Annotated in this window: 21 protein-coding genes and 3 tRNA genes; 5 read left to right on the top strand and 19 right to left on the bottom strand. The window is 45.6% G+C overall.

Features of this window, described 5'->3' with window-relative positions:
- Nucleotides 1–63: 63 nt before the first annotated feature.
- Nucleotides 64–1,458 (bottom strand): pyruvate carboxylase subunit B, encoded by a 1,395-nt coding sequence (locus V513_RS01800; protein WP_099771437.1) that lies wholly within the window; start codon nt 1,456–1,458, stop codon nt 64–66.
- Between the two features lie 48 nt (nt 1,459–1,506).
- Here V513_RS01800 and mnmG point away from each other — a divergent pair, with 48 nt between their 5' ends.
- Nucleotides 1,507–3,393, top strand: coding sequence for a tRNA uridine-5-carboxymethylaminomethyl(34) synthesis enzyme MnmG (mnmG, locus tag V513_RS01795; protein WP_099771436.1), 1,887 nt, complete (start codon nt 1,507–1,509; stop codon nt 3,391–3,393).
- A 21-nt stretch (nt 3,394–3,414) separates the two neighbouring features.
- Here the strand turns inward: mnmG and V513_RS13805 are convergent, their stop codons facing one another.
- On the bottom strand, nt 3,415–3,588 hold the full coding sequence (locus V513_RS13805) for a hypothetical protein (RefSeq protein ID WP_006487012.1): 174 nt from the start codon (nt 3,586–3,588) through the stop codon (nt 3,415–3,417).
- A gap of 62 nt (nt 3,589–3,650) precedes the next feature.
- On the opposite strand from V513_RS13805, the gene V513_RS01790 reads away from it, so the two are divergent.
- Nucleotides 3,651–3,728, top strand: a tRNA-Ile gene (locus tag V513_RS01790).
- 149 nt (nt 3,729–3,877) lie between these two features.
- Here the strand turns inward: V513_RS01790 and V513_RS01785 are convergent.
- Nucleotides 3,878–5,317: an amidohydrolase gene (locus V513_RS01785; protein ID WP_099771435.1), complete on the bottom strand. Its 1,440-nt coding sequence runs from the start codon at nt 5,315–5,317 to the stop codon at nt 3,878–3,880.
- A complete protein-coding gene (locus V513_RS01780) occupies nt 5,317–6,174 on the bottom strand; it encodes a pseudouridine-5'-phosphate glycosidase (RefSeq protein ID WP_099771434.1) in 858 nt (285 codons plus the stop codon). The genes V513_RS01785 and V513_RS01780 overlap by 1 nt, the downstream gene beginning before the upstream one ends.
- 190 nt (nt 6,175–6,364) lie before the next feature.
- Here V513_RS01780 and V513_RS01775 point away from each other — a divergent pair.
- Together V513_RS01775 and V513_RS01770 are read left to right on the top strand one after the other, a co-directional pair.
- Nucleotides 6,365–6,439 (top strand) — tRNA-Arg (locus V513_RS01775).
- A gap of 182 nt (nt 6,440–6,621) precedes the next feature.
- Nucleotides 6,622–7,875 (top strand): Glu/Leu/Phe/Val family dehydrogenase, encoded by a 1,254-nt coding sequence (locus V513_RS01770; protein ID WP_099771433.1) that lies wholly within the window; start codon nt 6,622–6,624, stop codon nt 7,873–7,875.
- 68 nt (nt 7,876–7,943) lie between these two features.
- Here the strand turns inward: V513_RS01770 and V513_RS01765 are convergent, their stop codons facing one another.
- The 8 genes from V513_RS01765 to V513_RS01730 form a co-directional block, all read right to left on the bottom strand.
- The gene (locus V513_RS01765; protein WP_099771432.1) at nt 7,944–8,564 is read right to left on the bottom strand and encodes a metallophosphoesterase family protein; all 621 of its coding nucleotides are present in this window, start codon (nt 8,562–8,564) and stop codon (nt 7,944–7,946) included.
- Entirely contained in the window at nt 8,561–9,178 is a 618-nt protein-coding gene (locus tag V513_RS01760) for a hypothetical protein (RefSeq protein WP_099771431.1), read from the bottom strand. Before V513_RS01760 ends, V513_RS01765 begins: the two co-directional genes overlap by 4 nt.
- 3 nt (nt 9,179–9,181) lie before the next feature.
- On the bottom strand, nt 9,182–11,590 hold the full coding sequence (locus V513_RS01755) for an efflux RND transporter permease subunit (protein ID WP_257211872.1): 2,409 nt from the start codon (nt 11,588–11,590) through the stop codon (nt 9,182–9,184).
- Nucleotides 11,591–11,688: 98 nt separating this feature from the next.
- Nucleotides 11,689–12,363, bottom strand: coding sequence for a hypothetical protein (locus tag V513_RS01750; protein ID WP_099771429.1), 675 nt, complete (start codon nt 12,361–12,363; stop codon nt 11,689–11,691).
- Nucleotides 12,360–13,598, bottom strand: coding sequence for a S41 family peptidase (locus tag V513_RS01745; protein WP_099771428.1), 1,239 nt, complete (start codon nt 13,596–13,598; stop codon nt 12,360–12,362). Before V513_RS01745 ends, V513_RS01750 begins: the two co-directional genes overlap by 4 nt.
- Entirely contained in the window at nt 13,585–14,370 is a 786-nt protein-coding gene (locus V513_RS01740; RefSeq protein ID WP_099771427.1) for a tRNA (adenine-N1)-methyltransferase, read from the bottom strand. Before V513_RS01740 ends, V513_RS01745 begins: the two co-directional genes overlap by 14 nt.
- The gene (locus tag V513_RS01735; protein ID WP_099771426.1) at nt 14,371–14,646 is read right to left on the bottom strand and encodes a metal-sensitive transcriptional regulator; all 276 of its coding nucleotides are present in this window, start codon (nt 14,644–14,646) and stop codon (nt 14,371–14,373) included.
- A 9-nt stretch (nt 14,647–14,655) separates the two neighbouring features.
- A complete protein-coding gene (locus tag V513_RS01730; protein ID WP_099771425.1) occupies nt 14,656–16,323 on the bottom strand; it encodes a nucleoside kinase in 1,668 nt (555 codons plus the stop codon).
- 56 nt (nt 16,324–16,379) lie between these two features.
- Between V513_RS01730 and V513_RS01725 the strand changes: the two genes are divergently transcribed.
- A tRNA-Gln gene (locus V513_RS01725) sits at nt 16,380–16,455 on the top strand.
- Nucleotides 16,456–16,487: 32 nt separating this feature from the next.
- Here the strand turns inward: V513_RS01725 and V513_RS01720 are convergent.
- From V513_RS01720 to V513_RS01690, 7 genes are all read right to left on the bottom strand, one after another.
- Nucleotides 16,488–18,689, bottom strand: coding sequence for a peptidylprolyl isomerase (locus V513_RS01720; protein WP_099771424.1), 2,202 nt, complete (start codon nt 18,687–18,689; stop codon nt 16,488–16,490).
- Nucleotides 18,690–18,828: 139 nt separating this feature from the next.
- Nucleotides 18,829–20,433, bottom strand: coding sequence for a glycoside hydrolase family 57 protein (locus V513_RS01715; RefSeq protein ID WP_099771423.1), 1,605 nt, complete (start codon nt 20,431–20,433; stop codon nt 18,829–18,831).
- Between the two features lie 4 nt (nt 20,434–20,437).
- Nucleotides 20,438–21,178 carry a DUF4912 domain-containing protein gene (locus V513_RS01710; RefSeq protein ID WP_099771422.1) on the bottom strand — a complete coding sequence of 247 codons (741 nt, stop codon included), beginning with the start codon at nt 21,176–21,178 and terminating at the stop codon, nt 20,438–20,440.
- Nucleotides 21,179–21,312: 134 nt separating this feature from the next.
- Complete coding sequence (hisS, locus tag V513_RS01705; protein ID WP_099771421.1) at nt 21,313–22,575, bottom strand: histidine--tRNA ligase; 1,263 nt, start codon at nt 22,573–22,575, stop codon at nt 21,313–21,315.
- Between the two features lie 4 nt (nt 22,576–22,579).
- Nucleotides 22,580–24,064, bottom strand: coding sequence for a TrkH family potassium uptake protein (locus V513_RS01700; protein WP_099771420.1), 1,485 nt, complete (start codon nt 24,062–24,064; stop codon nt 22,580–22,582).
- Nucleotides 24,065–24,724, bottom strand: coding sequence for a potassium channel family protein (locus V513_RS01695; protein WP_099771419.1), 660 nt, complete (start codon nt 24,722–24,724; stop codon nt 24,065–24,067).
- Nucleotides 24,721–25,173: a potassium channel family protein gene (locus V513_RS01690; protein WP_006486984.1), complete on the bottom strand. Its 453-nt coding sequence runs from the start codon at nt 25,171–25,173 to the stop codon at nt 24,721–24,723. The genes V513_RS01695 and V513_RS01690 overlap by 4 nt, the downstream gene beginning before the upstream one ends.
- Nucleotide 25,174 lies beyond the last annotated feature (1 nt).

Here is a 25,174-nt window from a genome sequence, read left to right as displayed (position 1 = left end):
CTGATCTTCCCTAATCGATGATGATGATGCTTCTTTCCAGGTAAAAATTGTTAATACTACGAATTAAACTGGATATACTGTTATTCCCTCTTTGAAATTCTTAGCGACATCGAAGTCGACTCTCAGAGAGTCATTGTATCTTTGAGTCAAAAACCTCTTCCCGACTTCCCCAAGCAGCAAATAGATAAGCAGATCTTCATCGCTATTGACCAAGAGACCTAGTTCATTCCTGCCCTTCTCGACTTCCGGCTCTAGAGTGTCGCCCGGTCTATGCGAAATCGATTTCTCGTCACCCATCACCCGAGTCTTCAACGTGCTTTCGATCTCCGCGGGCGGCGAACCGTAGAAGCCTTTGATGTATCTTTCAACTTCCTTGGTTATAGTCTTGTATCTTTCATTGTTCATGACATTAAGAACGGCCTGAACACCTACTATTTGAGAGGTTGGTGTAACCAGGGGCGGATAACCCAGATCGGCGCGCACTCTAGGCACCTCTTCGAGTACCTCCTCGAATCTGTCACTCATATTTTGTGCCTTAAGCTGGTTGATCAGATTGGAGTACATGCCCCCGGGTATTTGATTTTCAAGAACGGATGTGTTTATAGTGAAACCGGCATCGGTTTCGCTATGGTTCTTACGAACGCGAACAAAATAATCGTTTATCTCTTTTAGCAGTACGTAATCCGGCTTGTCTGCAAGTCCCAAGTCGTGCAACGCCGTCCAGACACTCTCCACCCCGGGCTGTGAAGTTCCAAAGCCCATTGAAGAGGTTGCCGTATCGAGAATGTCTGCGCCGGCTTCGGCGCTCTTCAAATAGGTCATACCGGCAATGCCAGTAGTGAAGTGAGAATGAACTTCCAGCGGAATGGAGTGCCTTTTCTTGATCTCGCTTACGAGAGTCCATGCGGTTCCGGGTTTCAAGAGGCCGGCCATGTCTTTTATACAGAGTGAGTCTGCGCCAAGTTCTACCGCTTTGTCGGAAATCTCTACGAAGTATTCGACATTATGAACTGGGCTTGTTGTATAAGACATGGCTATCTGAAGGTGCATCCCGCTTTCCTTGACGGCCTTTGCCGCCTTCTCCAGGTTTCGGAAGTCATTAAGGGCATCGAAGATTCTCACTATATCGATTCCGTGTTTTGCCATGGTTCTCACAAACAATTCCACAACATCATCGGCATAGTTTCTGTAACCCAGGAGGTTCTGGCCCCTCAATAGCATCTGGAGCTTCGTTTCCTTGAATCTTTCCTTCAATATATCAAGTCTTTCCCATGGATCCTCGTTTAAGTATCGGACACATGAATCGAAGGTAGCCCCGCCCCACACCTCAACTGCGTGGTAGCCAACTCGATCAACAAGAGGAGCTATCTCCGCCAATTCGCCCGTAGTAACCCTCGTAGCAAGAAGTGACTGGTGTGCGTCTCTCATCGTAGTATCAACGAAACAGACTTTTCGCAATTTCATGCCTCCTCTCTGTGTACTATACTATGATAGAGGAGTGATGTTATGCGATCAAATAAAAGAGATTACGAATTCGACATAATTGTTATAGGCGCCGGCCATGCAGGTATTGAAGCGGCTCTTGCCGGAGCCAGAATGGGTATGAAAACTCTTATTCTAAATATCAACCTTGATACGGTTGGATGGACGCCATGCAATCCCGCAATGGGTGGTCCTGCAAAGGGGATAGTTGTAAGAGAGATAGATGTTCTGGGAGGCGAGATAGCAAAGTCGACCGATCAGGCATCACTAAATATAAGAATTCTGAACACCAGTAAAGGTGCAGCGGTTAGGGCGTTGAGAGCTCAGGTCGACAAGATTAGGTACAGCCAGACAATGAAGAGAAGCATGGAAATGCAGGAGAATCTCTTCATACAGAGCGGAATAGTAAAGGCTATAGAAACTGAAAAGGGGAGCGTAAAAGGTGTCATCACCAATTTTGGCCTCAGATACTCTGCTCGCTCAGTAATTGTGGCTTCCGGCACTTTTCTTGGTGGAAAGATATTTATCGGGCCTCATGAATTTCCAGCCGGCAGACTTGGAGAGTTTCCGTCTACAGAGTTGACCGGCTCATTGCGGTCCATCGGTTTTGAAGTAAGGCGTTTCAAAACCGGCACACCGGCAAGAATTGCCGGAAGGTCCATCGATTTTGCTGAGATGGAGCGTCAGGGAACCTCCGAAACTCCGCTTTGTTTCTCACATTTCTCAGAACCGTACGTGCTGGAAGACGATCACCCTTGCTGGCTTACGAGAACGAACAAAGAGACCCATGACATTATAAAGAGAGATCTGCATTTTTCTCCGTTGTATGGAGACTTAAAACTCATCGATTCGAGAGGTCCACGTTACTGTCCATCAATCGAGGACAAGGTAATCAAGTTTTCCTCCAAAGACAGCCATCAACTTTTCGTCGAACCGGAGAGCGCTTACAGCAACGAGTACTATTTGAATGGTCTTTCAACGAGCTTACCTTACGAGACCCAGCTCGAAATGATAAGAACAATTCCAGGACTAAGCAGAGCAGAAATAGTACGACCGGCTTATGCAATTGAATACGACTACATTAACCCCACTCAACTTTACTCAACCCTGGAGAGTAAAGTAGTCGAGAATCTTTACTTTGCCGGCCAGGTTAATGGAACGAGCGGTTATGAAGAGGCGGCCGGTCAGGGACTTATCGCAGGAATAAATGCCTCGGCGAAACTATTGGGAGAGAAGCAGCTTGTGCTCAGCCGATCCGAGGCCTATATTGGAGTGATGATTGATGACCTTGTGACAAAAGGTGTCGATGAACCATATAGATTGCTGACTTCCAGGGCAGAGTATAGATTACTTCTCAGGCACGATAACGCTCATATTAGGCTTGCCGAGTACGGTTATAGATATGGGCTGGTGCCTGCCTGGTTTAAGGAAAGAGTAGACAGTCTGACCAGAGAAATAAAGACTCAGTTGATAAGGCTCCAGAAGATCAATGTCAGACCTTCGGAGGGCTTGAACGAGCTGCTCATCCGTAAGGGCAGTTCAAAAATCGATTCGCCTGTGAAGTTTTCTTCGCTGCTGAAGAGGGCCGGCATTGGTTACAGGGATATCTCCATGTTTGATCCAGAACCAATATTGGATGACGATGTTATCGGACAAGTTGAAATAGAAGTCAAGTACAGCGGCTACATCGACCGACTTAAGGCAGAAGTTAAGCGACTCGAAGAGGTCGAGGAGGATTTAATTCCCTCGACTATGGACTATGATGACGTATCAAATTTGTCAACCGAAGCAAGAGAAAAGCTGAAGAAGACCAAACCTTCATCTATTGGCCAAGCTATGAGAATACCCGGCCTCACACCCTCCGACATAATGAATCTTTCATTTCATCTCAAACATGAGGGGGAAAAATGAGCACCGAACGATGTCCGGTGCTTATCCCGATAGCAAGGTCTGTAACGTTTTCTCCAGATCTCTATGTTCAATAGACTTTCCGTCTTTCAGAAGGCAAAATGCGGCCTTTATTACAAGAACTCGAGGATACTTCACAGTCATTTCCTGAACCGGATCAGTAGATATCCGAAGACCCACAGAACTGCTGTTTAGCATTAAACCATCTCCTAAACCTCTTGACACAAGCCACGAGGAATATTATAATCAAATCTGTGTCTGGGCTCGTAGCTCAGTTTGGTTAGAGCTTCCGGCTCATAACCGGGCGGTCGGTGGTTCGACTCCACCCGAGCCCACCAGATGTGGCGGCTTTACGCCGCCTTTTTCTTTATTAATTCTAGCAGTTTTGCTGGTATTCTTCAAGAGAGTTTGCCTATGTTTAACATTCAGGACATGAAACGTAAAGAAAGTTTAGGCAGCATTTATGTACAATATAGGTTTTTGTTTGTCAGCCGATTTCACTTAATGAAAAGACCAATCTTCCTCCAACGAATGTCATATCCGAAAGCCTGTCTTCATTGGCCTTCAATAAGTCAGCATCGATCACAAAGAGATCTGCCGGGTAACCCGGTTCAAGTGAGCAGCCTCTGCAACTATTGGCCAGAAGATGCCCGTTCGAAGTGTACATTTCTATGCTTTCCCTTCTCGAAAAGTATCTGTCTGCAGAGTTCAGATTTCTAATCACTGACGTACTCTCAACGGGAGAATCCGTTGACAATGCTAGAAGGACACCCATATCTCTCATCTTTCCAAATGGATATGCGTTCTCCATACGAGAAGGGCCGAATCTTTCCGGAACTATCAACCTGTCGGAATCAACGAAGACTGGCTGAATAGATGCAGTGAGCTTCTCTTCTACCATCCTTCGGATTTGCTCTTCAGAGGCGATCTGAACGTGAATCAATCTGTGCCTAAGCGTTTCGCTCTTCGATCCTTCGAAGGCCTTCAGTGCTTCTTCGAGGGCACGATCGCCGATTACGTGAACGCAAACCTGAATCCCTTCTCCGTCTGCCCTTTTCACAATCGGTCTAATCTCTTCAGCCTTCTTATAAAGAACGCCTCTTTCCCCGGGAGAATCATAGTACGGTTCAATCATAGCCGCCGTTCTCGCTCCAAGCGAACCGTCGAGATAGAGTTTTGCCGCATTCAATTGAAAGAATTCGTTTTCGAACTGTCGGCCGAGTAGTATCATTTCGATGTCTTCGTCTCGCGATACACAGAATTTCTCGTAAACTCTTAGATCGACAATGCCTGAGAGTCTTTGCATCAGGAGTTCGTATTCTATCCCGTGGTAGTCATCGCTGTGCACTGAGGTCACGCCGTATTTCAAGAAGGCCTTTGCTCCGGCTTCGATTGCAGCCTCTACTTCTCCAGAAGTTAGCAATATGTTTCTTTCGACCTCATCAAGTGCTCTCTCTTTAAGGATCCCGAGATCAATGTCCGTTCCGTCCAGTCCATGAAGTCGTTCGAGACTAAAGAGCTTTATGAAAGCCGAATTCACAGAGGCGATATGACCGCACCTTCTTGTAATTATTACTGGTCTAGATATGATTGAGTCCAGTATCTTTCTTACGGGCATGAAGCCAAGAACCTCCTGGTCCCAGCCCCGGGCTCGAACGATATCGCGTTCAACACTCAGAGCCGTTGCAAGCTTTTCTACCGAGTCACAGTTTTCGAGATTGACTTCAAGCTCCTTTCTTCCAGTTCCGATTAGATGAGCGTGAGAGTCCACAAAACCCGGGTAGACGAATTTACCGCTTACATCTATTTCTACCGCATCTTTTGCCTCTACTTCAGAAATTAGGCCTTCGCTAATGTAGAGATCTCGGGTGACGTATCTTCCATCGGGTACCGAGTAGACTCTGCCTCCCTTAAGTGAATATGCCATTATAGTTCGGCTCCCGAGCTCCCAGCAATTCGACCAGCGAGAGCCGCATTGTTTATCAAAAGAGAGATGTTCGCGTCGAGAGTCTTGCCGTTTGATAACTCAGCGATAGTGCTTAGGAGAAACGGTGTCAGAGCCTTACCGGATATCCCCTTAGCTTCGGCAGATGACAGAGCAGTCTCTATTAACCTGGAAAGGTCGTCGTAATCCATCGAATCGGTTTCTGGGATAGGGTTCGCTACAAGCACCGCACCATCGATCCCCAGTCTCTCTTTCTCTTTTAGAATCAGCAGAGCCTCTTCCGGTGAATTTATTGTAAGGTTGATTCTATAGGGACTTCTGGAGCAATGGAATAGTGGGAATGAGTCCGTTTTGTAACCGACCAGAGTGACACCAAAAGTCTCGAGAAACTCAAGAGTCTTAGGGACATCGAGGATGCTCTTTACACCAGCCGATACAACGATCATACTGGTTCGGGAAAGCTCGATAATGTCTTGAGAGACATCCCAGTCTTTACCACGATGAACTCCACCAATGCCTCCAGTAGCGAAGACCGAAATACCGTCTCTCTTTGCGATTGCCATCGTGGCACTTACCGTGGTCGCTGCATCTCTCTTCATCGCTGTGGCGTAGGGAATTTCAGCCGTTCCGACCTTCAAAACATCCGGAGCCGTTCCCAGCCTTATTATCTGCTCTTCCCGAAGACCAACGATTATTTCTCCGTTGAGAATTCCAACAGTCTTCGGTTCACCGCCATTTTTTCTGACTGCCCTCTCCATGCTTAGAGCAGTCTCGAAATTGACACCCCTTGGAAGACCGTGGGCTATCACGGTTGATTCGAGAGCAACAACATTGTTCAACTTCATTCACCTCTCAGACATTTAGGCATCGGAAGGCCCTTTGTTTTCAACCTCATTACTTCAAGATCCCTGGATTGGGCTGGTCAATTGAAGCTGACTTCCAAAAAAGCTTTCACGCGTCCCGTTTGAATCAATTTTATCAGAACGCGATTGAAAAGGATGGAGCGTAATGCTATAATTTCCACGTTGTGCCCCTATAGTTCAACGGATAGAACGGTGGATTCCTAATCCGCAGATGAAGGTTCGATTCCTTCTGGGGGTACCAGAAGCGAGGATATCCTCGCCTTTTTTATTGGCGATTAGCATACAGGAAAGTGGCACCGAAAAGGTTACCTAGGGTACGTTAATTAGTCGTAGATGCTGTCTTTTGCCGATATTTAGGTTTGAGAAGAATTCGAGATGATCATAGAATTCATATGAGGATCATTAAATTGAGGAGGTATTCTTGTGGCCGAAACTAGTTTGTTCCAAAATGCGTTAAAGCAATTCAATAAGGCAGCCGATGTGATGGATCTTAGCCAAAGTATGAGGCAGGTCCTGTCCTTTCCTAAGAGAGAGCTCACGGTAAACTTTCCTGTCAGAATGGATAACGGTGAAATCAAGGTTTTCACAGGGCATAGAGTTCAGCATAACGTCGCCAGGGGTCCCGCAAAGGGAGGAATCAGGTATCATCAGAACGTTACCCTTGACGAAGTGAAGGCTCTTGCTTTTTGGATGACATGGAAGTGCGCGGTTGTAGGCATTCCTTATGGGGGAGGAAAGGGTGGGGTCTGTGTAAACCCACAGGAACTTTCTATAAACGAGATTGAGAGACTCTCCAGGAGATACTTCTCAGAGATTCAGATAATCATCGGTGAAGGAGAAGATATCCCAGCACCCGATGTCAATACAAATGCACAGATAATGGCATGGTACATGGACACGTACTCCATGAACATCGGCCACTCCGTACTGGGAATTGTCACAGGAAAACCTCTGGAAATCGGAGGGTCAAAGGGAAGAACCGAGGCCACAGGCCGCGGAGTAAGGGTTGTTGCTGAAGAGGCGCTTAGGTACAAAGACATGGATCCAAAGAAGGCAAAAGTGGCCGTTCAGGGCTTCGGAAACGTCGGTTCCTACGCGGCAAAGCTGATTGCTGAAGAGATGGGTTCGAGAGTGGTTGGCTTGAGCGACGTTTCAGGCGGCCTATACAATCCCGACGGATTCGATATCGATGATCTGATGGCCTACAGAGACCAGAACAACGGAGTAATCGAAGGTTATCCCAAGGGGCAGAAGATCAGCAATGAAGATCTTCTCGGTCTCGACGTGGATATCCTTGTTCCTGCTGCTCTCGAAAACGCAATTACCGAAAAGAACGCCAGGAACATCAGGGCGAAGATAGTTGTTGAGGGTGCAAATGGCCCTATGACCCCTGAAGCCGAAGATATGATTCTTGCAAACAACATTTTTGTTATTCCGGACTTCCTGGCAAATGCAGGTGGAGTAACGGTATCATACTTCGAATGGGTACAGGGGCTTCAGCATTACTTCTGGGATGTAGAAGATGTTAGGAGAGCCTTGCATAAGATAATGAAAGAGGCTTTTGGTTCCGTAATATCGACAATGAACAAATACAGTATCGATATGAGAACTGCCGCATACGTTGATTCAATAGAGAAAGTCGCGCTTGCAACGAAACTTAGAGGTATCTATCCCTGATAGTCTTAACGGAGAGCAAATTAATCGAGCGGAAGAACTTTCTTCCGCTCTTTTGTTGAGATGAGTATTTATAGCCTTTCGGAAAGATAGAAATTGTCATCAACTCTGTAAGCCGTTAAGAAGCCACCGTAAACACAACCTGTGTCGATACCGATCTTGCCCTCCTGAATGAGTGGACCACTTATTAATGGCGTGTGGCCATAGACAACCGTTCGACCCTTGATCGGGTAGCTGCTCTCTAGAAAGGGTTCTCTAATCCAAAGGAGATCTTTTGGATCTTGCTTCTTCAGAGGAATTCCCGGTCTTACTCCTGCATGAACAAAGATGAAGCCCTTCTCTTCATAGTACAGAACTGTGTTGTTGAGAAACTCGATGTGATATTCGGGAATGGATCTTATGGTTCCGTAACTTCTTATCGTTGTCTCCATTCCGTTATATGCCCATATTGTGGAACCCTGAACGCCATTCAAGTAATCTAGGAACATCTGCTCGTGGTTGCCGCGAATGAAGTGGCACTCGTAATTCGCTGAAAGCGCAATGAGAAAGTCTATAACTCCTCTGGGATTAGGACCGCGGTCCACATAATCTCCTATGAAAACAAGTGAGTCGTCATCCTTGAGATCAAGGGCACTAATGAGTCTTTTCAAAGGCGAAAGGCAACCGTGAATATCCCCTATTGCATAGGTCAACCCAGAATGCCCCTCATCAACAACTGCCATAAGTATGATATAAGCACTCCTGCAACGGGACTGATAATCCATTCAATCTTCTTTTCTTTCGAAAACACAGCCCGGAAAGCAAGCCCCGCGGCTACAGATATTATCACCCAGGTCCATTGATTTGCGAGAATAAAGATGAATATAGACATTCTCTCGGCAATTCCAATTGAATCAGTCGCTTCTTCCTTTATAATCCTTCCCCGAAGAAAATAGGTTAGTCCAACCGTTGTCAGAAGCATTCCCATCAGATACCAGGAAAACTCCACGGTAACGAAGGATTCGATCAAAAAACTTCTTCCAAGCAATGTCAAGAAAAGCAAAAGGAAGAATGCAATTATCTCTATCAGTTCATTGGAAAGTCTCTTTCGTCCCATATCAAGAGTGACCGTCAAACCTATGGACAGTATTAGAATAAGAATTCCAAGCGGATTCGATAAAAAGACATCGAAAGTGAAAGCAAGAAAGACAAGAACAACCCATACAAAATGCATCCAGAACTTCTTGTCATCCATCTTTGCCAGTTTCTTGTTATTCACAAAAGCATGATCAACTACATAATAGGCCACTAAAAGATGTAATGGCATGTCTCAACCTCCGATCTTCTCTCTGCTGTTCCATGGTAGCACGGGAACAAGAAAAGTTGCAACAATCAGTGCGGCCAAAACACCAACCCCGAGACTGATACCGAACGCGCTCAAAAGCTTTCCCTTTGCAAAAACAAATGAGAAGAAGGTGAGCATCGTTGTGGCCGAAGACATGGTTATCGATTTAAGGGTTTTTGATAGCTCGGAATTTCCTTTCTTTTTAGAACTATGCATAACGTACACAAGACCGTCGACCCCAATACCGATTATCAACGGAGCGGAAATTACCGTGACAAATGTTGTTTCAACGCCCAACAGCTCCATCAAACCAAACATGGACATCAAAATCCCTATCATAAGAAGGAGTACTTTGAACCCGTCGATTAAGGACTTTCTCTCCGCCGCTACAACTACAAAGATCGCTAGAAAAGCGACAAGACATATGGAAAGTGAAACTCGCCTTACAAGATCCATCAGATAATAGAAGACCTTTGGATATCCCCCAAAGGTCTCCTTAAGTTCCGGACTTAGACTGTCGTATATTATTTTTATAACATTGTTCCTATATATATACGATGACGGCTCGGAGTTCAACAGAAAGTAAGTCTTTCCATCGCCACCTGTGTAAAGCAACTGGTCTCTAAGACTCTCCGGGATGACTTCAGTAACTAAACTTATAAGATCATCGGAGCTCTCCACAGTCCCGGCCCTATCGAGCAACTCGACGATAAAGTCATAGTAGTTTGCTTTCTTGAATACCGCTTCAACAAGCGGTGAGTCCCGCAGTGCGTCGATCTCTCTCACGACCTGCTCCATCTGACTCATGTAATCTCCCTTTCCTCCTTCAACAATCGAAAGAATGGAGAATGAGCTTTTGAAGTTAGGATTCCGAGCAATCTCCTCGTGTGCCTTTCTCAACGAATCAAGATCGGGAAGTATGAAAGGAACCGTGTTTATTATGCTGCCGCCAAATGTCCTTTCGATGAGGTTCGGAATCGCCACTTGCTCAGAGTCGGGTGACATCAAACCCGGAGGCGTGTAGGAAAAGCTCCTGATGTTATTCAATCCTAGATAACTCAGTATGAGGAGCAACGCAAAAACAACTCCTCCCGAGATGACTCCGAACTTTATGATTACTCTGGAAATCTTCTGAAAGAATCGATCAAGGAGATGTATGTTTGCAACCTTTGTTGAATTCATGAGGGTCTTAATTGATAAGGCCGGAAGAAAGACAATCATTACAACAAAGAAGACTACGATCCCAATCGATGAAAGAATCCCGAGTTCTCTTATGGCGGGCGAGTCGATTGCGGCAAGGATTATGAATACCAGCGCAGTCGTTACCATGCTCGCCAGAAGCGGTCTGGTAAGTGCACCATATGTATCTCTCAGCAGAGCGACCGCGTTCTTCTGCTTTGACGCTCCATCGGAAAGCCTTGTGATCATATGAATTCCGTAGTCTATTCCCAGGCCAAGGGTAATCGCAGTGACAAAAGTAGTTATTATGTTGAGGGATCCGAAAACAACATAGGAAATCCCTAGAGTGATAAACATGGAAATTGCCAGAGAAAAGAAGACATAGAGAGTAATCTTGAGACTTGAGTAGGCAAAAAAGAAGAGAAGAGATATTCCCACAAGAGAGATAATCGTGGTGAGCATGAAGTCACTGTTAACTTGCTTGTTTGAATCGTACGTCCCAAAGTGATCGCCTGCCATGCCGAAGGACAAACCATATGATCTGCATATCTCTCCTACCCACCGTCTCAGAACGGGTATGACTCTGTTTACATAAGACACGTCCGAAGAAGGACCATCAAGTCTTATACCCATTACCAGGACCATTGGATCGTTCGTTGGGATCGTTTCCGGCAACCTTACAAAATTCCAGAATTCGTCGGATTGCGGGGAATTCCCCAGAAGCCCTTTGAGCTCCTCAAATTCAACAAGCATCTGACCTATACTGCGGACAGCTGAAAAATCGTAATTGACGAGGCTTTGAACGGTTCTAGAGAGGTCCTGGTCTCGGCTTCTCATTGAAGAGAGTTCAGCGGGATCTACCATAAGAAGCCCGAGTGGCCCCAAATCTGACATAACATCGAATCTCACGAAAGATTCGATATTCTTCATTTCATTGGCCGTTTCATAAATCTGCCTTCCTGCAGAAATCAGATTCTCTATGCCCTTTTCAGTTTTATCATCAGTCTGGAGTACGATATATGTAACGTCTCCAGAAGTATCCCCGCTAATGAAACGATTGTATTGCTTCACAACAGGATTGTCTTTGGGTAGTATTTTGAGTAAATCTGAATCGATATTCAGCTTCGTGGAAAGATATGCACCGAAGGCGCCGAGTATAACGAAAAAAACGATGACGGCAACACGGTGTCTAATGACAAATTCACTCAGTCTCAACAACTAACCATCACTCACCATCGAATATTTTTGTCTTTAGAAAAGCATCTCAAGTATACCAACTTTGAAATGAAGAAACATCTTTTTCGCTAAACGCTTCAGTCTTTTATCAGAAAATACCTTACCGGAAGATAGGGTATTGAGTAGCGTTCCACAGTTTCAATGAAGGACTGGTTGATCGCGCCGCCCTCTCTTAAAACGACAACAGGACCACTTCCGGCAAAGACGTCTGAGACAAAACTCCCGGGACTTATAGAGTGCATAAAATGTACTCTGTAAAAGCTGAATCCTTCTTCCAGCAATGAATTGTAGTCTGACTCCATGACAAGCGTGTAACCAGGCAGATAAGTAAGTCGGAAAGCTCCGTAATCGATGGACTCTATTCTAGTTACCGTGCTACCGAAAAACTCTACTGTCTCGTGTTCTCTTGTACCGTTCTTCCCCGTTTCAATGTAGAAGAGAGTCTGTAACCTAGAGAAGACTTCCTTGTATGGGCAGGTAAATGTTCTAATACCTTTTTCAGCCGACATGATCCAGGGTCCGACACCTTCTCTCTCTAGTTGCAGGAGAACAGAGCTGAATTCCTTTGTCTCTTCGAGATGATTTCGGAACCTCTCAAGCAAAGGTATAAAGCTGTTTCTGAGAAAGAAATCGGGAGTCGCTCTCCGGCTCCCGACATTCTGAAGTGTTTCAAAATTCATGTATAGAATTACGAGAAGCCCACAAATCAGCGCGATAAGCGAAATCAGTATTGAAACACTTGCTATCTTCAATTTACAACCTTAACTCCCAGTTTCTCGAGAATAGTCTCGATAGCTTTCGAAAGTTGAAGATCGTGTTCCACATCTACAGTAGCCGTTGAAAGCGTCAGCTCTCTCCCGTCCTCGCTGGGAGCTTCCTCACCGGCTTCAACAATTATGTCTGGTTCTATTCCCTGAAGATGAATATCACTTCCATTCGGAGTAAAATAATGCGCGGTTGGAAGCCATATTTCTCCTCCGTTCGAGAGATTAAATACTGTCTGAACTGCTGCCTTCCCGAAAGTTGTCGTTCCTATCACCGTTGCCAGTCCGTGATCCTTAAGCGCCCCCGTGAGTATCTCTGATGCAGAAGCACTGCCATCGTTTACAAGCACAACAATCGGCTTGTCTGTGAAGTAGGAATTATATCTCGATCCCCAGGAATTGTAAACCTCTTCCTGACCGTCCCGATATCTTATCGTTATTACTCTCTTGCCCTTTGGAAGCATCAGTGATGATATGTTCAAAACGCTCTGTAGTAGCCCGCCAGGATTGTTACGAAGGTCGATAATGAACGCCTCACTCTCTCTGCTCAAATTTAGAGCATCCTGGAATTCATCATAAGTTGGCGCGTTGAAACCGGTTATTTGAATGTAAGAAATATCGGTATCTTCAACAGAAAGCAATTCCGTCTTGACACTCTTAATCTCTATGAAGGCTCTTGTGATCTCTACAAAAAAGGGATCCTCTACGGATTCTCTATAGACCTCAAGAACTACCTGAGTATCGGGGTCTCCTCTCAGCATATTCACTGCACCGTAATAACCGACTTCCGATACCGCCACTCCGTCAATTGTGAGAATCAAATCGCCTGCTCTAAGGCCAACTCTTTCGGAAGGGCTTCCGGCCATCGGGGCCACCACTTCTAGACAATCGAACTCAATGTTGTACTGCACCGTAGAGCCAATCCCACCGTACTTGGAGGTGGTATCCAGTTCGTTTTCCTTAGTTTGAACCGGGTCAAAATACCATGCAAAGGGATCGTCGAGTCCACGCATCGTGCCTGTCAAAGTCTCATTTAAAATCGCGTCATAATCCACCTTTTCAATGTCGTAATAGTTGCGATCTATGTACGTAAGAATCTCGAAAACGGGGCTGAACTTCTCGAACATTTCATCGTCTGTCATCGATGAAAGTGCGCCCAGAAAGAAAACTGCAACCAGGACTGAGACAGTCAACAATATCTTTAGGACTCTATTCTTTTCCATTTAATTTCCTCCCCTCTACCTTTATGCCAAACACCAGGTATGTAGTATGACCGACCATCCTATCTTCAGGTCTGAATCTTTCGGGGTTTGCCTTATAGCTTCTGGCAAGTATCTCCCACACCTGGATATCAATAACTCCCAATGTTCCAAGAATCGTTAAAGTTTCCTGAACCTGATTAGCTGTCGGGCAGAGAATGCAGATCCTGCCACTTTTCTTAAGAATGGCTACCGCACTCTCAAGGGAAGCGGAAGGTTCGGGAACATCAAGAAAGAAGGCGTCGGCTTTCTGACTTTCTTCGCATTCCGCAACATCCCCAGATGCGAACGTCACTCGTTCAATGTGGCCAAGATGGCGAACGTTCTTCTGCGCCTTTTCCAAGAAATCCTGTCTCTTTTCATATGATACCACCTTGCCCGACTCACCTACCGCTCGAGAAAAGACCGAAGTCATTACACCCGTCCCCGTTCCGGCTTCATAAACAACATCGCCCGGCTTTATGTCGAGGTATAACAAGATAAATGCGACATCCTTTGGATACACTATCTGTGTTGACCTCTTCAAAGAGAAGATGCCGTCAATCATTGATGGTTTTATCAAGAAGGCATCCCGAAGCCCCAATCTGATCTTCTCTCCGAATTCTCTTCCCACAAGAGAATCCATTATCAGGTTTCCATAATGTGTCTTCAGGACACTGCCTCTCTTCACCTCAGAGAAGTATTTCGCTTCTTCGTCTTCGAGCATTATCAGAACGCTGTCACCGTAATCAATCATCTAAACTCCTCTGAGTTTAATTATGTTCTCGATCAGAGTGTCAAGCTCTTCGATCTGACCAGATTTACTGGCCTCAATTACGCACTTCCTCGTATAGCCTTTGACTATCATTTCTGATACTTTTGAAAGTGCAGAGTTGACGGCCGACACCTGCGTCAGAATATCACCACAGACTCTGTCATTTTCAACCATTTTCTGCAGCCCTCTAATCTGGCCCTCGATTCTTTTCAGTCTGTTCAGGACAGCTTTCCTTGTTTCTTCGTCTACTCCTTGCATGGCTTCACCTCATAAGGAACCGAATACGCTGCCACCAATGAACTCCTTTATAATGGAGGTTCTCGGAATATCCTCGAGGTTCATCATTGGAAGCAGGTAATCAATGAACCTGAGAAGCCTCTTAGCTTCGAGATATTCTGGTACGGAATCATCAATCTGAACAAGTAGAGGCTCTGCAAACCCCTTTAACGCTGCTAGCTCATACACTATGGCAGAATTGAACATGACATCTGCCTCTTCCTGAAAGGGAAATATATACTTATCCTCTCCTCTTCGGACGCTTGGCCACATACGCATTGTGTCCAGTGCCGAGTGTCCTCTCGATCTGTTGTCACGCACTATTCTGCGTAGCAATCTGACGTCTGTAGTTGGTATTCTGTTCAGACTATCGAGATTCATTTGCGTCAGGGCGCTGACATATATCTTGAATTTCCTGTGCCTTGGAACGGAGCTGCTTAACAATTCATTAAGGCCATGAATCCCCTCTATGATCACCGGTTGACCCTCTGAGATTCTGATGGGTTTGTCATGGAAGCCGCTCTTGCCAAGCATGAAATCAAATTTGGGAAGTAAGACCTCTTTGCCATCCAAGAGTTGCGAGATCTGCTCGTTGAACAGATCGATGTTAAGAGCATGTATCGATTCGAAATCGTAATTACCGTTCTCGTCAAGCGGAGTTTTTTCTCTGTCGACGAAGTAATCGTCAATCGATATCTGCACGGGATTCATACCGAGTACCTTGAGATGAAGCATCAGCCTCTTTGAGAAGGTTGTCTTTCCGGAACTTGAAGGACCTGCTATAAGAATCAGACTGGGTTCCTTATGTTTGGCAATCTGGTCTGCGATGGCACCGATCTTCTTTTCATGGAGGGATTCCGTAATATTCACTATCTCTCGAATCTCTCTTGGGCCCTTACTTATTATTTCGTTTATCTCTCCAATAGTCTTCACTCCGAGGATCTCGCCCCATCTTTCATGTTCGAGGAAGATGGCAGAGATCTTTGGCTGATCGACGAACTTCGGTAGCCTGTCAGGCTGTTTTGTGTCGGGGAGATTCAGTATGAAATAATCTCCATAGGGTATTAGAGAAAAATTTAGTATAGCTCCGGTCGAGTAAGGCATATAACCGTAGAAGTAGTTCATGAATCCCTTACATCTGTAAATATTGACGGTCGATTTCTTTCTGTATTTGAAGAGCAGAGCCTTGTCTCTCTGTCCATCTTCACTGAAAAGCCGTATTGCCTCGAATTTCCTCAGCGTGGCTTTTTCGAAAACGATATCCTCTTTGACTAACTCCCTCATTCTCTCTTCGATTCTAATGAGATTCTCCGAAGTACTTTCTAATCCCTCGATATTGCAGACTAGTCCCGTTCCTCTGGAGTGATGCACATTCAACTGTGCCGAACCGAACAGCTCCCTGATTGCAATGAAGAGTATGAACAGAGTCCCCCTCGTATAGATCCTTATTCCATCGAGGGAAAAGAGATCAATAAATTCCACTTCCTTTTCGCCGTTTACATTTCTACAAAGCTCTATTAAAGAGTTTCCGGATTTAGCAGCCATTATAGGAGCCTTGTGGAATTCGCCGCACATTTTCGAAAGTTCAAAGAAGGAAGTCTCTCTCGTCACATGGATCTTCTTGCCCAATTCCTTTACAAAAATCTCGTGGTCAGCCATAGAATCACTCCAAATCATTGACACCACAAATCGTCGATGTTAGAATCTATTTGCTGTGGGGCGTAGCCAAGTTGGTAAGGCATCAGATTTTGGCTCTGACATCCGTAGGTTCGAATCCTGCCGCCCCAGCCAGAAAAGGGTGGCGTAAGCCACCCTTCGTTCTGCTAGTTAACAGTCTCTGTAGCCCCTTCGCTATCGAAATTCACGTCTAAATCAACGTCTCCGACAGAAGAAGGCTCATCATTGCCGAAAGGAACTTCCAGTTCGCCTGTACCTATCTCAGTGTCGATAACCGTTTCGGTTGAGGCTTCAGTAGAAGTAGCGTCAGCCGTTGGAGTTGCATCGACGGTATTCTGAGAATTAAGTTCGGAAATCTGGAATTCTATTGTTTCGATGAGCGATCCAATAGTTTCGTCTTCGGGATAGAGTTCGGCAAGTTTCTCAAGATAGTGCTTTTCACTGAGAAGGTATATCTGCGTTATCTGCTCGTTCTGCTCCATGTTCGCCATCTTTTCATATATATCCACAAGGAGGTATAGAGCGCTCATCTTGAGATCGGTAGCTGCTTCGGTGGAGTTGATAACCTTCTGGTTAAGATCGCTTTCAATTCCCTGAATTGGAGAATCCAGGAGAAGTGATCTTGCCTGAGCGCCGAAGTACTGTCCATAATATTCAAGATAGCTGTCGAGTAGCTCGGGGCTTTCGAGAAGAGGCCTTATGTTTGCGTTATAAGAAGTTTCGTTGTACATGTATACCACTTCGGGATTATCACCGTCTATCTGGTACATGTAGTTAATCACTCTTGTTGAATTTGGCATCACAGAATAAAGGTATCGCACCGAATTCTCGAATCGCAAGTTCTTGCTGTCAAGCAAATTACGTTTCTCCGTAAGAGCCTCTTCGATTTCTTCAGGAGTCTCTACGTTGAATTCACTCATGTACTCTTTGGCCCTTTTCGCGTCGGTAAGTACGCTTCTGGCCTCCGTATCTGTCGATGGGATCGTCTCGAGCCGGCTGTCAATTTCATCGATCGTCAGCGAAGTGGCCGTAGAAGGTAGAGTCAGCAATAAATCCTGAAGATCTTCAAGATCAAATATCTGGTTTCTAAGCTTCGTTATCTCGTTTTCGGCGAGTTCAGTGTAGAAAACAACGGGAAGATACGAGTCTCCAATCAGGAGATTGCCGGATTCGTCGAAGTAGTCTTTCTCGAGCTCCTCAAGAAGCGCACTTGACTTTTCTGGGTCGGAAATTGCCTCGTCATATCTGGCGTACATCTGCAAATCGGGATCGTTGACTGTATATGAGAGATTGTTCTCTTGCCGATAGTCGGCTATCCATTTATTGAACTCCTCATTTTCAAAGCGGCCTAGCTCAGTCTGATAGGCAGAAGTGCTGGCAAACTCCTCGAAAGTGTCGAAAGTTGTTTTGCTGTTAACCTGAATCAAGTGGTAGCCGAACTGCGATTCCACAGGGCCTATTACAAGACCGGGCGTAGCATCAAACGAGGCATCTTCAAATTCCTGCACCATCTGACCCCTTCCGAATTCACCAAGGGCCCCGCCGTTAACCGCGGAGCCGGTATCGATAGAAAACTGAGTCGCGGCATCTGTGAACGAGATCTCGCCGCTGTCTATCATCGACTTAATCTCAACCGCACTTGCTTCATCCGAGACGAGAATGTGGTTTGCATCGACTCTCTCATAGTTGATCTTCAGATCTTCCATATTTTCGTTGACGTAGTTCTCAAATCTCTCTTCCATGTCGGGAATAGCTTTCTGCGTGACATTAGTTGCAAGCATTTGTGTTGCCACATAGTCTCTTATCAGTTCAGAGAAAGCATCTACCGAACCGTACTGATAAACAATTGCGGATTTTGTTTCCTCATCTGCCACGTATTCATCGACGATTCTCTTCGTTTCCGCATCGACCTGTTCCTCAGCTGGAAGGACATCGTTCTCTGTCGCGTAGAGAAGAAGTGTCTTCTGATCTATCAATGACTTGAACAAATCATATCTGATTCCCATTTCACTGGGATAGTTTTCCGTTTCAAAGTATGGATCAAAGTTGTAACCCTGACTCCGAAGATTCGTAAGTGTGTCGCGCACAGACGTTTCGTATTCTGAATAAGTGATCCAGTAATCTGAGTTTGAGAGAGGGGTACCGTCTTTTGTAAGCCCTCCGACAGTTTCGCTAAAACTGATCTCCGTACCGATGCCCTGCTCATTGCCCTGGGAGCCCCCTCCAAGATACTGGGCAACCGACCACCAGACTATTCCAACTCCAAAGAGTATGGCCACGGCCCACACAATCGGCCGCTGAATGGATTTCATGAAATTAGAATTTCCTCTCGATTTTCTGTTTGGCATTTAGTTTTCAACTCCCTCCAAGTACCTAATACTCTACAACCAACAGGGGGAGGTTTATGCCTCCCCCGGCTTCACGAATTATACCATAGTAAGTATGCTCTTGTAATCGGCGCGATATCAAGAAAGATGGCCGATGTAACTAACCAACTTGCTTTGCGTAAACCCTGAAATCCAGGTATGGGAATATCGAGTCAATCCATTCAAGGGTCTTCAACCTGTGATCGTCGATCGAGTCACTCTCGATCTCTCTGTAAAGCGTCAGCAACCTGTCGATGTGAGTCTTTGTTCTGAAGACTGCATATTCTACGGTTGTGTTGGTAGTTATTATGAAAGCCCAATCGCTTGACTGAGCAAGGAGAAGCTCTCTCGCCATCTGATTTAGGGCCCTAATTTTAAGAGGATCTTCAGTTCTCTCATACTTCCTTGCAAGCTCTATCATTCTCCTAGAACCCTCGTCGAGATGCCTGTATATCCAGTCATTCCTACCGTTCAGCCAAACTTCATTGTAACCGTTCGCTCCCCATGTCGATGTATTTGGGGTTACAACCTGCGCCTGTTCCATGGACTCAATCACTTCGGGTGGTGTCGATGGAACAACGGTTTCGTCTCCATTTAAATCTCTGAATAGCTCTTCAATAAAGAGAGGCCCTTCGTACCACCAGTGTCCGAAAAGCTCGGCATCGAACGGCGCAACGATGACGGGTTCTTCTCCATCGAACTGCTTGGAAAGCCTTCTCACCTGTTCTCTCTTTCTATTTGCGAAGTCTCTTGCATGCTCGATCGTTGCCTTTTTTGCATCATCGATGTCGTAGTAGCTCTTATCGTTCAGAGGTACATCCTTTCCCGTTATCTTGAAATACTTGATGCCAGTATTGCACCGTTCACCACTCGGATCTATGTAGGGTCTTATATAGTCCTCTTCACGATCGAATCCAACGTCCCTGTAAAATTCTCTATATCTGGCATCTCCGGGATAACCTACCTCAGCGCTCCAAACTTGCTGGCTAGATTCCGGGTCTCTTGCAAATACAAAGACACTCTCCGGAGTAACCACTGGCCTGTACACTCCGTATCTTGGAGCGGGATCTCCGTACCAGAAACTGTGCGAATCTACGAAGAAGAACGACAGACCATGTTCGCGCAGGTAGGAGTCGAAGCCAGGAACGTAACCACACTCCGCCAACCAGATTCCTCTCGGATCCTTTCCTACATGTCTCTTGTAAGACTGCACCCCGATTTCAACTTGAGCATTGATTGTCTCCGGAAAGTTTGTCATAAGGGGGAGAAAACCATGAGTAGCGTTACACGTTACGATTTCCAACTCTCCGCTTTCCTGGAGTTGGGCAAACTCTCCAACAAGGTCTCTGTTGCACTCTTCATAGACTCTTTTTATCTCCTGGAGCTCTTTCAAATAGTGCAAGGCTAGTCTATTCGCAGCTGGATGCTCCGAGACCGTTCTCGAAATCTCACTCCCGGCCAATTCGATGGATGAACCAAGATAATTGATGTACTTCTTCTGCAGATCTTGATTGGCAAGCATCTCCATCAAAGGTGGAGTTATACTCATTGTCACTCTGAAGTTCACACTGTCATCTTTCAATCTTCTGAAAACCTGAAGCAAAGGAATGTATGTTTCCGTAATTGCTTCAAAAAGCCACCTTTCTTCCATGAAGCTTGGAAAGTCAGGATGGTTTATGAAGGGCAAGTGTGCGTGGAGCATGAGAATCAGTCTGCCTCTTTCCATTCAATCATCTCCCGCTCTTGCTCTTCGAGATAGTCTTAATGAACTCCTCAGAAGATGGATTGCCCGTTGGCCCCGAAGACTTAGTCGCGCGTTCGAAGACGAATTCTTCGTGAGATGTTTTGTACTCTTTCCTCGACCCCTTCTTGAGATCTACCCAAATTTCGTAATCGGAAAATTTTGGTGAGTTTCTAGGTGTTCTGGCAATCCTCGATTTCAAAACACTGTTGAAGTTACCACCGATATAATACCCAATCTCGGCAATGTAATCTGCATCGGGGAAATCTACCTGGAAGTACCAGTTTCCGGCATCGGCGGAGATGCTGGCCTCTTTGAATCTGTGAGCGTTCATCCCGTCATAGATAATGTTTGTAATGTCACTCACTCTCACTAGAAGCTTTTTTGAAGAATGATCTGAAATGCTTCTTGCAGTCCATTCGGACAGATCCCACATCACGTAAACCCAGTAGGGATTGACCGGGTGAATAACGACAAAGTCGCGTGAATATGATGAAGGAATTTGGGCATCTTCCGGCTTAGATGGGCGAAGTATTTCTGAGGGTCTGCTCTTTGCAGTAGTAGTGCTGGACGTCTGTTTGCTCTTTTGAACAAGTTTCTTCAAGGCGCGGGTGATATCCTTCTTTCTCATCGTTCTCTTCAAGTTGATCCCCATCATCTTCGCATAACGACGAAGGTCCTGAATCGTTGGATCTTTACTAAGGAAAGTTAGAATCTCTTCGTTGCTCATATGAAAAACCTCCCGGGCATGATTTCCTACTAAAGTAGATGATAACACACTCAAGGGAGAAAATTCAAGGTATTATAGGTGAATAACGGCGATTATTATCATTTTTCTTTATTAGACAACAAAACATGGCAGGTTTACGAAATATCTCTTAACTTATCGACCACATAATCGGACATATAATCGCTATCTACCTGAAACTGTGACCCGTCCCTCATAACCCTGACAGTTACAATGTCTCTCTCAATCTCTTCTCTTCCAACTATCAAAGAAATCTTTGCGCCGATTCTTGCCGCATGCTTCATTTTGTTGCGCATGTTTCTCTCCATAACATCAACGTAAGTTGAAATGCCCATCTTACGAAGTCTTCTGGAGTAGTCGAATCCCCTGATGTTTTCCTCTCTGCCAAATGCCAGTATTGCAACCTGAGGGATTTCGGGGACGTTCACATTTACCTTTTCGGATTTCAAGAGCATTACTATTCTTTCTAGTCCTATCGCAAATCCAACTGCCGGGCAGCTGTTTCCCCCTATGTATTCGACCAGACCGTCGTATCGACCTCCACCAACTAGTTGGTCCTGACTACCCAGTGATGAAGAGCGGATTTCGAAGGCCGTTCTGCTGTAATAATCAAGTCCGCGGACAAGCAGAGGGTCGACTTCATATTCAATGTCAGCCTTCCTTAGATACCACTGGAGTTCCTCAAAATGATTCCTGCAGTCTTCATCGAGGTAATCAAGAATACTAGGAGCGTTTTTAGCGTGCTCTTTATCGATCTTACAATCGAGTAGTCTCAACACGTTTGTATCAAATCTTCGCTGACAATCAGCGCACATTCCTGGCAGTTTGTCCCGATAATAATCTCTGAGCGCAGTTTTGTAATCCTCCCTGCATTTGGGGCAACCGATCGAATTGATGAAAAGCTTTGTCTTGCTTATCTTCAGCTCCTTAAGAAAACTATAGGCCATCTCGATTATTTCAAAGTCTGCCAACGGACTCTCGGATCCCAGTATCTCCGCGCCAAACTGATGGAACTGGCGCAGTCTGCCTGCCTGAGGCTTTTCATAACGGAACATGGGACCGTTGTAAAAGAGTTTTATTGGAGCACCAAGATTCACTAAGGAATTCTCGATAAAGGCCCTTGCGACACTCGCGGTGCCTTCCGGCCGCAAGGTTATCGATCTGCCACCCTTGTCTTCAAATGTATACATCTCTTTCTGAACAACGTCCGTTGATTCACCGACACTTCTCTTGAAAAGCTCTGTAGCTTCGAAGATTGGAGTCCGTATTTCGGTGAAGGAGTATCTGTGCGAGATACTTCTAATTGCCTCCTCCACATAGTGCCAGTATCCGATATCGTCAAAGGTTATATCCTGGGTACCCTTAATTCTGGTAATCATTATATTATGCATTCCTCCGTCTTCTTAATAGGATTCTCCCGTCTCTCATCAGTTTAGTTATAGCATATATTACGACTAGAAATTCGAGCCTTCCCAGAAACATGCCAATTGTTTCGGCCCAGATCAACCCGGCAGGGGCGTTAGGAGCTGTTATTCCAACCGAGAGACCGACAGTGCTAAGGGCAGACGCATATTCAAATGCTGAAAAAGCCATCGAGTGGCCGTAAGCCATCAAGACGCCAGTTCCAATGGCATACGTTAGGAAATACAGGGAGAAGACAAGCAGAATCTCTTTGACCAGAGAGTTGTCTATATACCTCTTCGTTTCACCCTTCCAGATTTCCTCTTTAAGGATTGCATCTTTCGGAAGGAAGTACTTTCTGATTTCCAGCCATAGAATCTTTATGAGAGCAAAAAGCCTGTACTGCTTCAGACCTCCAGATGTTGAATCGAGATCTCCCCCGAATATCATGAGCAAAATAATCAAATATATCCCGAAATGATTCCATGGTACGAAGTCCACTGTAGAGAAACCGGTTCCAGTCAAAGCAGAAACAGCCTGAAAAACGCTGTGGCGGAACTGCTCCGTGGCAGAGGAGTAGAAAATGGACAGCGTGCCTGTCATCAGTAACGGCGTGAAGATCGCCAGTATGACGAACATCAGCTTCGGCTCGCCGTTCTTCCAGAACGCTCTGAAGTTTCTCTTCCAAATAGTATAGTGAATCCCGAATCCCGTAGCTCCAAGCAACATCAACACAATGGTCACAATCTCGACTGAAACGCTGTTGAACTCTGCGATCGATCTGGCCTTTGTAGAAAACCCACCGGTCGCCAGGGCGGTGAGAGAATGATTTATGGCATCGAAGAGATTCATCCCGGCGATTCTATACATTATAATCCCTGCTATAGCATAGGAACCATATATTACCGCTATTGTCCGCGTCGAACTCTTGATATTCGGCACAAGATTGTCCATGCGGCCCTCGGCCTTATAGAGTCCAAGTCCCGCCGGTCCTAAGATCGCGGACATCATAATTATTGCGATGCCGGCTCCTCCAAGATACTGCATCATGCTTCTCCAGAGAAGAAAACTACCAGGAATCGTTTCGACATCTGTGAGAGTCAGACCCGTAGTAGTCCAGCCGCTTGTGGACTCGAAAACGGCCTGGGTAAAATTGAAGTATCCGGCAAAAATAAAGGGAAGTGCCGAAAGGATTATCGCCATCACCCAGGAGAACAAGACCACTATGGCCCCTTCCTGAACACTTATCGGAGATCCTGGCCGGACCTTCATAGTCAGCTTCAACGCCATCCCAATCACAAAACTGATCGAAGCAGCCTCCACAAAAGCGAGACTCTGCAGGAAGTCTTCGGGATACCATATGCAATACAGTAGTGGAATCAACAGCACAATGGGAAAGAAGACAAATAGATTCCCCAGGTACCCAAAGACAAGCCTGTATCGCTGTTTCAAAAGATTTAGAAACATTTACACCTCTCCCAGGAGAGTTTCGAAAACTGCAGACTGTACCGTTGGACTGCTAAGAACTAGAAGAACATCTCCCGTTTCAATCACAGTGTTCCCTCTTGGGATAACAACTTCATCCTCTCTGACTATTGCTCCAATAACACTTTCATCAGGGAGAGGAATGTCCTTAATCGCCTCTCCGAGTATAGGCGACTTATCAGTCATCTCTATTCTTAGAATAGAGACTTTTTCTGAAGAAGGGAGGAGATTCGTTATATGTTCTCTGAAAAGGCTGTCTTCAAGCGCGACACCAAGGATTTCAGTCGGACTAACCACACTCTTTATCCCCATTTTTTCGAAAACCGCTTTGTTGTCGGGGTCATTCACCATAGCAACCGGTCTCTCGATCCCATAGACACGCGAAGCCGTTAAACAGGCGACGAGATTATCCTGATCGTAAGGAGTCAGAGCAACAAACAGGTCGGTAGGGTCAAGCTCAAGCTGCTCGAGAACGTACCTCTTGCTTCCATCACCCCTTACGATAATGGCACGGAGCTTCTTTGCCATTTCGTCACAGAACCTCTCGTTCTTGTTGACCAGCATAACGTTGTGGCCTTTGGTCAAGAATCTTCTTGCGAGATGGTAGGCAATCTTCTCACCGCCAATTAGAACAATCTTCATTTGTCGTCACCGCCGATGAAATACAATGCGCTCTTAATACTCTCAACAGCCAGGAGAGTTGGACAAATCACTTCTATTCCAAAGTCCGAGAACATCTTGATGTTGTTAGGATCATAAGCTCTTGCGACAACTCGGGGCACTTCGAAATACTCTTTTGCCGACATCGAGACCATAAGATTTGTGTTGTCATCCGTAGTAAGCACAAGGGCAACATCGGCCTTGTCAAGCTTGGCCTCCTTAAGCACGTCGAGCTCCGTTGCATCGCCCAGAATATTGAAGCCGGTGAATTCGTTCGACAGGGCATCGAAAGAAGATTCATTTCTGTCGACAATGACGACGCTGCACCCCAAGGAGGAGAGCCAGTTTGCCATTCTAGAACCAAGCCGCCCACAACCGAAAATCACTACATAGTATTCATCTTTTTTTATCGCACCTTTCATGAAAGGCATT

It is taken from the genome of Mesotoga sp. H07.pep.5.3, assembly GCF_002752615.1.
Classification (GTDB): Bacteria; Thermotogota; Thermotogae; order Petrotogales; family Kosmotogaceae; genus Mesotoga; species Mesotoga prima.
Note: the sequence above shows the minus strand (reverse complement) of the source record. Positions and strands in the feature narration are given on the sequence as shown.